13 protein-coding genes and 2 pseudogenes are annotated in these 12686 nt (G+C 45.0%); 3 read left to right on the top strand and 12 right to left on the bottom strand.

Annotated elements, in window-relative coordinates; genetic code table 11:
• Nucleotides 1-111 precede the first annotated feature (111 nt).
• From JEM67_RS06360 to JEM67_RS06305, 12 genes and pseudogenes are all read right to left on the bottom strand, one after another.
• The gene (locus JEM67_RS06360; RefSeq protein WP_071880440.1) at nt 112-741 is read right to left on the bottom strand and encodes an IbrB-like domain-containing protein; all 630 of its coding nucleotides are present in this window, start codon (nt 739-741) and stop codon (nt 112-114) included.
• Complete coding sequence (locus JEM67_RS06355; RefSeq protein WP_426406346.1) at nt 726-1952, bottom strand: phosphoadenosine phosphosulfate reductase; 1227 nt, start codon at nt 1950-1952, stop codon at nt 726-728. Before JEM67_RS06355 ends, JEM67_RS06360 begins: the two co-directional genes overlap by 16 nt.
• 339 nt (nt 1953-2291) lie before the next feature.
• The gene (locus JEM67_RS06350) at nt 2292-3245 is read right to left on the bottom strand and encodes a fimbrial protein (RefSeq protein WP_199637642.1); all 954 of its coding nucleotides are present in this window, start codon (nt 3243-3245) and stop codon (nt 2292-2294) included.
• Nucleotides 3238-3723, bottom strand: a complete 486-nt coding sequence (locus tag JEM67_RS06345; RefSeq protein ID WP_199637644.1) for a fimbrial protein — start codon at nt 3721-3723, stop codon at nt 3238-3240. The genes JEM67_RS06350 and JEM67_RS06345 overlap by 8 nt, the downstream gene beginning before the upstream one ends.
• A 9-nt stretch (nt 3724-3732) precedes the next feature.
• On the bottom strand, nt 3733-4266 hold the full coding sequence (locus JEM67_RS06340) for a fimbrial protein (protein WP_199637646.1): 534 nt from the start codon (nt 4264-4266) through the stop codon (nt 3733-3735).
• 12 nt (nt 4267-4278) lie between these two features.
• Nucleotides 4279-6864: a fimbrial biogenesis usher protein gene (locus JEM67_RS06335; RefSeq protein ID WP_370576172.1), complete on the bottom strand. Its 2586-nt coding sequence runs from the start codon at nt 6862-6864 to the stop codon at nt 4279-4281.
• A gap of 90 nt (nt 6865-6954) precedes the next feature.
• Complete coding sequence (locus tag JEM67_RS06330) at nt 6955-7653, bottom strand: fimbria/pilus periplasmic chaperone (protein ID WP_199637648.1); 699 nt, start codon at nt 7651-7653, stop codon at nt 6955-6957.
• 68 nt (nt 7654-7721) lie between these two features.
• Nucleotides 7722-8267, bottom strand: coding sequence for a fimbrial protein (locus JEM67_RS06325; protein WP_197928232.1), 546 nt, complete (start codon nt 8265-8267; stop codon nt 7722-7724).
• 75 nt (nt 8268-8342) lie between these two features.
• A complete protein-coding gene (gene fimA, locus JEM67_RS06320; RefSeq protein ID WP_199637650.1) occupies nt 8343-8888 on the bottom strand; it encodes a type 1 fimbrial major subunit FimA in 546 nt (181 codons plus the stop codon).
• 123 nt (nt 8889-9011) lie between these two features.
• Complete coding sequence (locus tag JEM67_RS06315; protein WP_426406361.1) at nt 9012-9245, bottom strand: PapB/FocB family fimbrial expression transcriptional regulator; 234 nt, start codon at nt 9243-9245, stop codon at nt 9012-9014.
• Nucleotides 9246-9810: 565 nt separating this feature from the next.
• Nucleotides 9811-10101: pseudogene (locus JEM67_RS06310) on the bottom strand (SOS response-associated peptidase family protein); the annotation flags it as partial.
• Nucleotides 10102-10157: 56 nt separating this feature from the next.
• Nucleotides 10158-10541, bottom strand: a pseudogene (locus tag JEM67_RS06305) (transposase); the annotation flags it as partial.
• Between the two features lie 237 nt (nt 10542-10778).
• Between JEM67_RS06305 and JEM67_RS06300 the strand changes: the two are divergent.
• The 3 genes from JEM67_RS06300 (at nt 10779) to JEM67_RS06290 (ending at nt 12662) form a co-directional block, all read left to right on the top strand.
• Nucleotides 10779-10958 carry a hypothetical protein gene (locus tag JEM67_RS06300; protein WP_199636520.1) on the top strand — a complete coding sequence of 60 codons (180 nt, stop codon included), beginning with the start codon at nt 10779-10781 and terminating at the stop codon, nt 10956-10958.
• 119 nt (nt 10959-11077) lie between these two features.
• A complete protein-coding gene (locus JEM67_RS06295) occupies nt 11078-11695 on the top strand; it encodes a TetR/AcrR family transcriptional regulator (RefSeq protein WP_199636522.1) in 618 nt (205 codons plus the stop codon).
• A 37-nt stretch (nt 11696-11732) separates the two neighbouring features.
• On the top strand, nt 11733-12662 hold the full coding sequence (locus tag JEM67_RS06290) for an amidohydrolase family protein (protein WP_199636524.1): 930 nt from the start codon (nt 11733-11735) through the stop codon (nt 12660-12662).
• The last annotated feature ends 24 nt before the right edge of the window (nt 12663-12686 follow it).

Here is a 12686-nt window from a genome sequence, read left to right as displayed (position 1 = left end):
TAATTTAGTGGACTGTGTTTTTAAGTTGTCACGCACAGCTTGATAGAAGGTAGTATTAATTCCGTGCTTAACAATATATATTCAAGAGGAAATTATAATATGCTGGTCATATCACTTTACAGTCCAGGCTTCACTAAAGTTATCTTGTCTAAACAATTCTGCCAGGCCACTTATTTGTTTTAGTCTTAATACCTCATCTGCATCCATGCCTAACTCATTACTTATCCGCTCATCGCTCCATCCTAATCGCGAGAGCTCGCGTACTATATCACACATTGGCTCAACATAATGTTTTCCCCGGGCCCTGTTGTGTCGGATTGTTGCAGCAACGCGGCATGTTTTCACACCCTGCTCAGGTGTCACACACGTTATAGGTAAATATTTTTTTAATCTTGGGATCTTATTTCCTGTTACATATCTATGAAAACCATCAACAACTGTATACCTCCCATTTTCTTCATGCACAACAATTGGCTGTGTAAATCCATTGGTATTAAGAGAATGTTTCAGGAGTTTTTTTTCCGATGGGGCCATTCTGTTAGGGTTGTAATCATTAGCGACTATCTGGTTTGTTTTGACCCATAAAACACAGTCTACTGGCTCTTTTGCAAAAGGGCTAAATTCATGTAATGTGCTTTTTAATTGGTTGATTGAATTAATTTTTTCATCATCAGATGTTATTTCATTTAAATATGTGCTGATGACATTCTTTATTTCACTTAAAGTCATATAATTCCCCATTCTTTTCTTTTTTCTTTCATTTTTTCAAGATAATTCTTGTAATGCTGTGTTTTTGTTGGGCTAAATGACAACATACGGCACCAGTAATCATTTTTTATCAAGGCTTTGCATATTCTTCGCCACGATGGAATATCCTTACTCCCTAAATCGGTTTCCTGCTCATCCGGTATATCTGCCGGATATCCATGTGTTTTGTACCAGCGGAGATATACAGCTATTTTGTTTTTATAATGCTCAGCAGTGCTCTTTGGCATTACATCCAAAAGGAACATAGCATACTCACGCCATGAAAGGTGTTCTGGTTTTGATATCTGCTTCCTGCGTGCATAAAAAGAGCTACTTTCATTTGCATAAATGGCTCCGCATTGTGCACCAGAAACACGGGAGCATAGTATGTTCCATGTATCAGGCTCCAGTATGTGATAAAGCCATAGCCCCTGTCGTTGCTCTGGACCAAAAGGCTCACAAACCCTCATGAATTTTATCGGAACGCCAGCTCTGTACATTAGGTCATAAAGAGAATTATATGGTTTTTTTGTTTTGGCGTGATATAGCCATATATCTTTAGCTTTCCAGTCATATAGGGGGTAAGCTGTATAATAAAAACCGTCTATAGAAGCGGTGGTCCATGGTTTATCATCAGCATATCTAAGTTTTCTACTGGAGGTTAGTCCCAGCATTCGATTTAATGATTCATCCGCTCGTACCCCAGTGAGTATAACGGATATTTTATTCCCCCCTGAAAACCATAAAGAAAATTCCGGAATAAATTCTTCAAATGTCATACCGTAACGGTAGAATGGAAAATAACGTTCATCCATTATTGCATCTTTAGGGGGATAGCGTACCCATGATTTATTTTTTTCCCAGCACGTCCATTCTGGATGAAATTGTGATACACCGTTAACTGTTGTTAATGGCAGTGAAATCCAGAAAAATTTTTCGGTTACATCTTTATATAACACTCTCATTTTTTCAATATGCTGGATCGTATGTTGGTATTGCGCTTCCCAGTCTATAAAAATAACAGAAAAACGCCGGCTACGTTTTCGGGCGACTTCTGCCGTCAAATGGTAGAGAACGGTCGAATCTTTGCCCCCAGAGAATGATAGACAAATATTCTCAAAGGTATCAAAAACCCATGATAACCTTCTCTTTGCTTCAGATAAAACATCATTTTGGATGTATATTTTTGCGTATCTATTACTCATAATTCATTTACAAATAGGGTAAGCAGATAGACGTAAAAGGCAATGCAGGCCCCACCCTAGTAATAAGACCTGCATTGCAAGGTGGCAATGGATTTAATAGAGGTATAATTATCATGACACTTAACGTGTCGTATATAAATATATCGTGGCAACTGTGTTGGGTCAATAAAAAATGGTGTTTTTTTCATTGATTTTTGGGAGTGATATTAATTTATCTAATTGTGTTGCGGGTTCATCGGCAAGATATAATTTGGGTGGGCGCGAAAGCAGAGAACAGCAATCAGGACTGTTTTTACAGTCCTGATTGTCGTCACCATTTAAGATGGATGTTATGTCGTATTAGAAGATAGTATAGGTGACTGTAACAAGTGATTGAACCTTTCCTGACGTAATATTTTGCCCAGGAATTTGTGCATAACGTGCCGTCAGGCCCATATTGCTCTTAGTGGAATCTACAGTTTTCATTTTAGTATGTCCTGCCTCTATCGGAGAGCCGTTTTCATCAATAAATTGAATGCCAACACCTGTTGCCGGACTGGTTGATGCTATATTGGAAAAAATGGTTCTATCATTCGTCGTTGTTGCACCGTCAAGTGTATACCTTACTGGCGTTGGGGCCTTGCAAGATATAAAGGGAGGGAGTGGTGCACTCCCAGGGAAATTAGGTAAAACGACGTTCACATAAGGTTGCGCTTCACAAACCCCCTGGATAATCAGGTCATTCCTGGCAATAAACCGCAGTTCGAATTCCCTATCACTACTTGCTCCCCCAGTGGTAGATTCTTTTAAAAATTTAAGCGCACCAACTACGTCTCCTTGACGAATAAATACCCCTACATAAGGAACTGATAGGGTAGCAAACAAGCGACCGGGTATGGGTTGCCATATTCCTGGTTTGTAGACGGAATAATAAAAAGTGTCTTGCAATAATGGGAAATTAAGACCTTTCCATCTATCAAAATCAAGGCCTGCAATGGCATATTGTTGTAATTTTGGGGTAGTAGTACTACCCCTTAACACTTTGATGTAGTCAAAGTTTCTTCCCGAAGAATCCTCATTCATACATTGAAGAACATCTTCTATATTAACAAGCGTAAATGTTTGTCTATCACCTACGAGCTGCGTAGGGAGATCAACATAAACGTCATAGCTTCCATGATGGAATTCCTGCCCGGTCTGACGGTTCTGGCAAAGCATTGCCTGAGATTCTGCCGCATACATTAGTAAAAATAATGTAAGCAGAAAATAGCTCAGGGTATTTATACTCTTGAAGTTACGTAGAATATTATGCATAAGTATAGGTCACAGTAATTTGTGTGTTTATACTCCCCGCACCAGCATTACCTTGACTTACAGCACGGGCTTTAAGATTGAACGTTGCATTGCCATTCGTTACCGTTGCTCGCTCTTGCGAGCCTGGTTTTACTTGGTTGTTAGAATTCGCATCCATAAGTTCAATCATAACATTACTGGCATCCCCATTGTTCTTGTAGTAATCGGTTTGCTCAGCAGTGCCATTATAAGTAGCCGTAACCGTGGTCATGTTCTGACAGTTTTGCAGTGTCAAATCGAATGTTTTCCAGTTGGAATAACTATTGTTGTTAATCAAATCTGATGTGTACAACGTACCAAGGTCAACAGTTGCATTTGTGGGTACAGTACATGAACGCTGCACAACTTGTCCGGTTACAGTAATCGTTGTTTGTGCGTGAGCCACAACTGAATTTGTTAGCATTCCAGTCACAAGTAATATTTTCAACGCAGTTTTCATTTTTTTATCCTATTGGTAATTAAGTACGAAATTTACGACGGCATCCACATCTCCTGCAGTTACAGGGATATCAGTTGATTTTAATTGTGCATAGAATTTAAATGTTTGGTCCCCCGGTGTTAATGGGGTGTTAAATGGCGTATTTAATGCCAACTCATTTTTGTTGTTATCCAATAGTTGGATGCCTAAACCTTTTGTTCCGGTGTGGCTGTCAATTTTTACCAGTGCCGGGTTTTGATTGTCGGCTACCCCTTGAAATGTAATGTCTACCGACCGAACGGCATTCCCACAGTTTACCAGACTAATATCAAATCCAACGGGGGCGGTTTTCTCGCCCACAATGTTGAACTGTCGGGCGCTATATACTCCAAGATTTACAACCCTCCCTATTGAATCCACAGATACATTGCAGGTGTTGTTCTGTATGTTTCCTGTGATATTGACAAGAGCGCTGGCTGCATACCCCATATTAATGGTTGTCAAGCCAGCGATCATGCAACAGGTGAGTATGGAAAACTTTAAATATATTAACCCAGTTCTCATTTATGCATCCCTTCACCTGCAATTAACCGTAATGTTGCTTAATATCTCTTTTTGACTACTTTTAGGCAGTTTATAACTGGCATGGCACTGATCTTTAAGCCCGTTGCCCCATTTTACGTTGACTTTTCCGGATAGTGGCATTCCACTCAGATAAACCTGCCCATTGTCTCCGACAATACTCCCCCCTGAGTTTTCTGTTGCGACAACAGCGCCAAACGGAACGGGTTTTCCATTCCTTTTCAGCGTCATCAAGACTTTCACACCTACGCGGGTCTTGTAATCTGCCCTGACAACAGCGCCACGTGTAGGCACAACGGTAACCACCGAGTTTTCAATATCTACATTTGGAGCCAGTGTATTTGTATCCAGAGCAACCCGATTTTCACGATAATCTATTGCATAAGGCACGACAGAATACCCTCTCCAGTCTGTTGATATACCGGTCTGGTTTTCTATTCGAGTGTTAGCAGCTCCCGGCGCTTTTACGAGGATCATTGTATCCCCCATCGGTTGGCTCAGTGTCACGCCATTAGCATGAGCAAGGAGCCCACCACTCAGGCCATAATGGAATTGCTTAAAATCACTTCCATGACTGTACCCGACATTCACATTGCCATATCCTCCACGATAATTCATCGAGGCATACCCTGTCTGATGACTGTCTTGGTACCCATTATGGGTATATCCACTTTGGACACTGTATCCCAGGTTATTATCCGGGAGTAATGTTCCGTACAGTCCGGCCATACTGGTCGCCTGCCCGTCTTGTTGCCATGACTGGCTGAAACGGGCATTTGCTGTCCTCCATTCGGATGTATTGTCTGAGCGCATCCATCGACTGAATGGAATATTCACATCAAACGATAACATTCTGTCAGTTCCGTCCTGCCAGGCGTTCTTCGTTAGACTGTAATTCAGGGACCAGTTGATATTACCTACCGAAGAATTGAATCCGGCGTTCAATTGATGGTCAGTTTTCTTCGATCCCCAGTATGTTTGATGACTGCCACTTAAATATAGTGTTGATGATGCCCCCGCCTGTTGACTGATGCTGAGTTGTAATCGGCCACGCTTTTTATAAGCAAGGTTATAATAGTCAGTGTATTTGGGACGGATCTGGATGTCCCCGTCCTGGGTGGCGACACTGTAACCGTTCATTTTCTGATGTGCGGTATCAGAAAAATTGAAATATCCTTGCGTAGAGTACCGATATCCGATCAACTGTACACTGGTCCCCGTTTCTGGTAGTGCTTTGTTGTAAAGAAAACGGTAGGACTGACCATTATTATGGCTATCATCAGGCAATACGGCATTAGCCTGAGTGGCATCCAGAGACATTGCCCCCATTCGTCCCATATTTTTAGCGACGCCCAGGTTAAAAGCCCGATAACGCTCCGCTAAATGCAGACCGCCATAGGCTGTCCAACCGTCAGAAAAACCGTAGCTAAGCGTCCCCTGAGCAAAACCGGGCGTGTCCAGTTGAGTATTGCCACTTCGGAATTCGCCTGCATTGAGGGAATACTTTGCCTGCCCCTCGCGCTGCAGAAGAGGTACCGATGCCCACGGAACACTAAATTGCTGAATACTTCCGTCAGTTTCTTTTACCATAACCTGTAAATCACCGCCGCTGCTTGCCGGATAGAGGTCACTGATGACAAACGGCCCAGGCGGTACAGTGGTTTGATAGATTTCATATCCGTTCTGTTTTATGCTCACCTGCGCAGTGCCTCGCGCAATACCGCGTATTGTTGGCGCAAATCCTCGTTGGCTGTCAGGAAGCATATTCAGGTTTGACTCCAGCTTGATCCCTCTAAAATTGAAACCATCAAAAATATCACCTGACGTGTAACTATCTCCCACAGTCAAGTGGGAACGGAGCGGAATGACATCTCTTTCTATATAAGAGTTGACATGCTGCCATCGGCTTTGGGTTCCTGCCCGTCCATTGTTGTAACTCCAGTTTCTGTTATCGCGAAGACGCCAGGCACCAATATTAAAGCCGCTTTGCAGGCTAAGATAAGCACTCTCACCGCTACCTATATGACCATTACGGGAACGACTCCCGTTAAAATCATAATTAATCATGGCCGCTGTTATGCCATTGTCCCAGAATTCCGGCGCGATATATCCCCGGGCCTTATTCGACATAAATACCTGAGGGACCGTTATATTTAATCTCTGTAGGCCAACATCAAAATTATATGTTGAACCGTTTATCATCGAGGTCAGCAACATGCATACATCAGGCTCCAGCTTATCCATTCCCGGAACTGAATACTTGTTTACCCCCATCGATTCAATTTGGGTGGGGGTAAGGCACGGCATGAGTTTCCCTTCCTTTGACGGCTGAAATTCAATATCCTGGGTTGAGATGTATACGTCGTTCATATAAACATCTACCCGATATGTGCCGGGTGGGACCTCTTGACCACGTGAAAATGCAGATAAATCAGCAACGACGTCCGGATCGTCAGACAAAAAACGTGGATTAAAATATAATTCTGCACGCGCGGCAGATATGCTCATACCAATAAAATAGGCTAATGAGATAATGCGAGCCGTTACTCTTTTTTTATGCAATATACGGGCGTTCCGGATTTTTTTGGAATGAAACAAAACCCACTTACGACTGTACAAAATAAATCTCCCTAGCGTGCTTATAGTTTGTTTGGGCTAACAGGAGAGCACTTACTCTATTAGCCCTTTTCGCGCTGATGTAATGGCACCATAATCGTTGATGGTTTTATAGGTAATATCGCCTCCTGCACCTACCCCGGAAGGGATGGAAACGGAGGTTTTGCCCATTGGAGGCACAATTGTGTGCTCTAAGGCTTTACCGTCAATTCTCAAATCCGTAACAGTTAAATAATATGGCGTAGGATTATTTAACACCAGCTTGTCCTTTTGGATAGAAAAACGAAGCTTCTCAGACGCTTGCTCTGGTGCAATAGCCAACCCTTTTGGGCGATAATAAAGTTTAATTCTGCTGACAATGGCAAATTGCAGATAGTTTTCATTTTCTTTGGCTTTATCAAGAGCGGGTATCGCTTTTACATTGATCCAGAATAAGCTCTCGCGATCTTTAGGGAGCGTATCATTTGAGGAATCAATGATCCTCAGCGTATTCTCCTTCTTTCCCATCATTGAAAATAACGGGGGTGTAATAACAAAACGGTTATCTTTTTTCCCTTCGGCATTTTCAATCCACGACTGAATAAGGTAATTGCCTTTGTCGTCATTATTCGTGACGGCAAGCTGTACCTGCTTTTGTTCTGCCGGGTAGATAACTCTGGTTGCACCAAGTGCAACACCTGCATGACTTTGAGGTATCGAAAGGAAAACAAAAAAAGTTGCCACGATGGCCTTTATATTTATAGCTCTAATCATTTTTATCTTTACCTTAATAATTGTCCGGTCATTACACTGTTTTATTCACGAAAAATGTATTCTATTTGTTACTCGTAAGTTAAAAAGAACCATAATTGACCGTTTGCTTTCCCTCCCATAACAGGATACTGAATAGCTTTGTACCGGGCTAAAAGATGTAACGTAACCGGACCGTCGACTATCCTTTTCCAGAATTTTGGAGGATGGTTTAGCTTTATTGGTCGTTCATGTTCATCAAAAAAGGCTATTGCGATATTATTTGAATAATCTTGCTCGTTATTAACCGCCAGTAAGTCTGGCTCCCGGCTGTCAGCAACCCCATGAAGTGAAATCCCCACATGTTGACTAACAGAGGTACTACAGTTCTGCAAATGTATATCAAAATGTACGGGTTCGGAAAATGCACCGGCAGCATGGAAATTATTACTACTAATTTGCCCCATTGACACAGTCATTTGTTTATTTTCTAAGGCAATACTGCATGCTTCCTCGATGACCTCCCCCTGAAACTGCATATTCCCACCGGGAAGTATGACATGCCAGCGGTTTCCTGCTTGTGCAGTCGCAGATAATAATAACAACAACATCAGCAGGCGTGATATGAATATATTCATTCAATAGCTTCCATCTCGTGATGGACGGATTAGAGATCGTCCCTGATCCGAAAACGTCCTTGTTTATTCATTTACTTACTGATATTCAACTTTAAAGGCTGCATCAGCGTTTGCAGTACCTGCTGTTGCCTGACCAGTTGCATAATAAACAGCCTGGAATGGAATTTTATTGGTTCCATCAATTAGTGTATGTGCAGCACTGCCAGCACTGCCATCAACCATTACAGGCGCACCGGTAGCATCCAGGATCTGAACCCCAACATTTGTTGCACTACCTGCAGCAGAACTCTGCAATGCCAGTACATCCGTTTTGCCTGGGACAGACACACCGTCAAATCGAATTGAAGCGGTACTTGAGACGGTAGTATCACAGTCATTCAGTTCAATATTAAACCCAACAGGAGAGCTTTTATCGCCATCAGTTGCGAGTTTGGCTGTGCGAACTTGCCCAAGCAAAACGGTTTGATCGAACGAGTTCGTATTTACAGCACAAGCGGCATTGACCACATCACCTTTAAAGTGGACGGTACCACCATTGACGGTAGCGGCAGAAGCATTCATTGCAGCGCCAAGAGTTAATGCCGAAATCAAACCTGCTAAGGGGATCAATTTAAAGTTCATACAAAATCCTTTCTAATTAAATGACTTTAGGTCAAAAGAAAATAAAACATGGTAAATTATTGAATGCACAAACAAATTACCATGGGGTTATTCTCCCAATAAGATCTTTATGTTAATGTATTGTTAATTGTTCGAAACGGTAAATCCTCCTTGGTTCTTGTTATGTGATTCTTGGTAATATGGAATTAGCTTCAATACTACCTTATTGACATTGACTAACCGGGCTAAACTCAGACTAAAGTAACCATTATTAACACCGTATCGTTCTACAACATGTTTCCTCGTGAAGCCGAAAACAAGATAATCCCTTAGAGCCAGGATTACCTTTTCACTATGCATTGATGATATTTCTATCAATAGCCAGAAATGTTCTTCTGTTAACTTACCGGGTTTTAACTTTGCGTTCCTCAATTGATATGGCAACGCATGATCCTCCTATAAGATTAGTTGTGGTTGCTTATATCCCCTGCGTTTTGCATTCCGATTTTTCCCCAAAATTATAATCATAATTTTCATCTTTTAAACCCCTGAATAATACTTTTTTACGCCTGTTTTTGTTGGTTTTATGTTCTTAAACTCAAGAATAAAATAGAAACATATACCACTAATTGTCATTTAAATGGTGTTTAAGTTCACATTATTATTTTTTTTTGGATTTAACTGTCGTTTGTTTTTTTGTTGTTTTTTTTATGGAAGTTTATATATAACGTAAAGAACATAAAATATATAAAGACAACGCCCGCAATTATTATGAGATGTTCTAACTCTGCCTTCGCGAAAAAGAGTGCAGCGCGTGAATCACCACTCCGCCCCCTCCCAGCGTTTCGGGGTAAATAGGGCTGTATGCCGGGTTCATAGGCGTCAGGCAGATCCGCGGGGTGAGCAGCAGCCGCTTTACAGTACATTCGCCGTCGACGGCGGCGATGACGAAGCTGCCGGCCTCTTCCGGATCAGTGACGCACGACACGGCGAAGAACAGCGGGCTGCGATCGGCTGGATAGATAAAACACGGCTGTTTCAGTCGCGGATCGTCCGGGGATTTTTTCCATTCGTACCAACCTGATGCCGGTACCAGCGCACGGCCATGTTTCCAGAGCGCAGCGAACATCCGGCTGCTCGCAGCGGTTTCGACGCGGGTGTTGATGAAGGCAGGTTTTCCCTAGGCGCGCCACCATGCTAGCGCATACCCCCAGTCAACCGGCGCCAGCTGCAACTGATCATCATGATGATGACATACCCGGTTTCATCCGCCTTTTTGGGTGTCCCGGTATCGGGCTGGTAAAAATAGACTGTCCTGCTCAGCGAGCAGCGTCCTTCATGCCTGGCGGATGCTCATGGCAAATTGTGCGGTCAGATAGCCAACAAGCTCACGCTTTATCGCTGGTTTTAAAGCTTTTTTTCGATGACATCTTTCAGTGCCCGGCATTCAAGACTGAGATCGGCAAACATTTGTTTGAGACGGCGGTTTTCGTCCTCAAGGTCTTTCATCTTTTTGATATCAGAAGCTTCCATCTCGCCGTACTTTGCTTTCCAGTTGTAGTACGAGGCCTCAGATATGCCCGCTTCGCAGCAGACATCCTTGACGGTGCGTCCGGCTTCAACGGACTTCAGAACGGCGATGCCCTGGTGTTCGGTGAATCGGGCTTTACGCATAGAGATCTCCTCAGGGGACATAATCAGTATGTCGGAAGATCTCTAAAAGTGAATGGTTCGGTTAAGCGGGATGCTTACAACCCATTGAAGACATGACAGTGACACTCTTCGCGTGCTGAGTGGCCCAGTCGGGAACATGTATAACTCCATCTGCCTCTTGTAGACCACCTCGAACTCGCCGACGTTCAACTCCACCGCCGCCAGCCGCCGCAGCTTGCGATTGTTGAAGAGCGTTCGATGTCCCTCAACACCACAGAGACACAATCACGCTCCGGCGCTTCACTGCCGCCCCATATGCCCCTCTCCCCTGGGGCGCGATTGCGTTCCCTCGATGGCGGCAACGATGACCTGCTCCCCGGTGATGAGTTCATCGATGACGTGCTCGCCACAAGGCAATTGCTGGATACGGAACTCTGAGGCTCTTGATATCTCTCTCGCGCCCATATATCTTCATCTGTAGATATAAATGAATTGGATGCGAACCCTAGATGGATGATGAGTTGGGTCAAAAAAGGCGGGGCCGGAGGCGGCGAGATATGCCCGATGGTCGGGCGGCCCTTATCAGCGCCGCGACCTTCGCCTTCGCCGAGCGTGGCTATGAGGCTGCCGACTTAAGAAGCATTGCCTGCGCTGCCGATGTCGATCCGGGGCTTGTCCGTATCCATTTCGGTAGCAAGGCGGGGCTTTGGGACGCTTGCGTCGATGCGATCATCGCGCAAAGGGAGCCGATGATCGCGGAAATCAGGCGGATAACAACAGACAAAAGCGCAACGGTTGCCGAGCGGTTGACCGCCTTGGTCCGGCACTATGTCAGCTTCACTTTTGCTCATCCAGAAGTTCGCCAGTTCGTCGTCCGCCACGCTTTCGAGAGCAGTGAACGAGTGATTCTCCTCACGGAGCGGCTGGTCCGGCCATCCTATGAGGCCACTCTCCCCCTCATAGAGGAAGGGATTGACGCCGGCATCATCCGCGTGCGCCACCCGACTGCATTCTTCGCGCTGCTAAATAATGCTGTGAATCAGCCGCGCGCCGCCCCGGTCCTGCTCCATTATCTCTCACCGGATATTGACCCGGAGAGCGTTCAAGAACTGCTGACGACCAGCATCTTGGAAGCTTTTCTGCACCTTCCGACATTTTTGCCAAAAAAGGCGTAAGTCACGAACTAACCTTTACACCTACTGGACTATCATCATGACATCAGCAGCTCGGATTGATACCCATCAGCATTTGATTCCACCAACCTATCGCAAGCTGCTTGACGAGCGTGGCTTGACTGCGGGAGGGTGGCCCACCCCTAATTGGGACCCGCAAGCGGCCATCGCCCTTATGGACAGGGAGTCGATTGCGACCGGCATCCTTTCCCTGAGCGCGCCCGGTGTTCACTTAGCGGACGATGCAGAAGGACGCATGTTGGCGCGACAGGTGAACGAATATCATGCGGAGTTGGTCAAGGGCCGTCCCGATCGATTTGGTCAATTCGCCTGCATTCCGTTGCCTGATGTCGATGGAGCGATTGCCGAAGCCGTTTACGCCCTGGATGTGCTGCGTGCCGATGGCGTCGTTCTTCTGTCCAATGCGGACGGGAAATATCTGGGGGACCCCGACTACGAACCGCTCTGGGCCGAACTCGACGCCCGTTCGGCCGTCGTATTCATCCATCCGACCGAACCGCCGATCCAGATGCTCAAGGGATTGCCCAGTCCGCTGCTCGACTATCCGTTCGACACCACGCGCACTGCGGTTCACATGGTCGCGAACGGTGTCATGAGCCGACACTCACGAATTAAGGTAATCCTGTCGCACGGTGGGGGCTTCCTTCCCTATGCGGCCTATCGCTTCGTCGGTGCCGCGCAGTTCAATCCTGACACGACACCCGAGCAGATCATGGCGGACATGAAACGTTTCTACTTCGATACCGCCCTGTCCTCAAGCCCGGCTGCACTGCCGTCTCTGCTGGCCTTTGCTGATCCGACCCATATCACCTTCGGGAGTGACTTCCCATTTGCATTGTCCAGCCAGTTCACCGCCATTCTGGACGCTTATCCCCTGGATGAGAAACTGCGGCATGCGATCAACCGCGGCAATGCGGAAAAACTGTTTCCACGACTCGCGGTGGCCTGAATATGAAGGTCCTAGGATTTAATA

Source organism: Serratia sp. PAMC26656, from assembly GCF_016469055.2.
In the GTDB taxonomy this organism is placed as follows: Bacteria; Pseudomonadota; Gammaproteobacteria; order Enterobacterales; family Enterobacteriaceae; genus Serratia; species Serratia plymuthica.
This window is presented reverse-complemented; position numbering and strand designations above follow the sequence as displayed.

Coding starts and splice junctions, on each gene's coding strand:
- JEM67_RS06355 (WP_426406346.1), bottom strand. CDS start 1,952: ATGAGTAATAGATACGCAAAAATATACATCCAAAATGATGTTTTATCT.
- JEM67_RS06325 (WP_197928232.1), bottom strand. CDS start 8,267: ATGAATATATTCATATCACGCCTGCTGATGTTGTTGTTATTATTATCT.
- JEM67_RS06295 (WP_199636522.1), top strand. CDS start 11,078: ATGCCCGATGGTCGGGCGGCCCTTATCAGCGCCGCGACCTTCGCCTTC.
- JEM67_RS06345 (WP_199637644.1), bottom strand. CDS start 3,723: ATGAAAACTGCGTTGAAAATATTACTTGTGACTGGAATGCTAACAAAT.
- JEM67_RS06350 (WP_199637642.1), bottom strand. CDS start 3,245: ATGCATAATATTCTACGTAACTTCAAGAGTATAAATACCCTGAGCTAT.
- JEM67_RS06330 (WP_199637648.1), bottom strand. CDS start 7,653: ATGATTAGAGCTATAAATATAAAGGCCATCGTGGCAACTTTTTTTGTT.
- JEM67_RS06290 (WP_199636524.1), top strand. CDS start 11,733: ATGACATCAGCAGCTCGGATTGATACCCATCAGCATTTGATTCCACCA.
- JEM67_RS06340 (WP_199637646.1), bottom strand. CDS start 4,266: ATGAGAACTGGGTTAATATATTTAAAGTTTTCCATACTCACCTGTTGC.
- JEM67_RS06300 (WP_199636520.1), top strand. CDS start 10,779: ATGTCCCTCAACACCACAGAGACACAATCACGCTCCGGCGCTTCACTG.
- JEM67_RS06360 (WP_071880440.1), bottom strand. CDS start 741: ATGGGGAATTATATGACTTTAAGTGAAATAAAGAATGTCATCAGCACA.
- fimA (WP_199637650.1), bottom strand. CDS start 8,888: ATGAACTTTAAATTGATCCCCTTAGCAGGTTTGATTTCGGCATTAACT.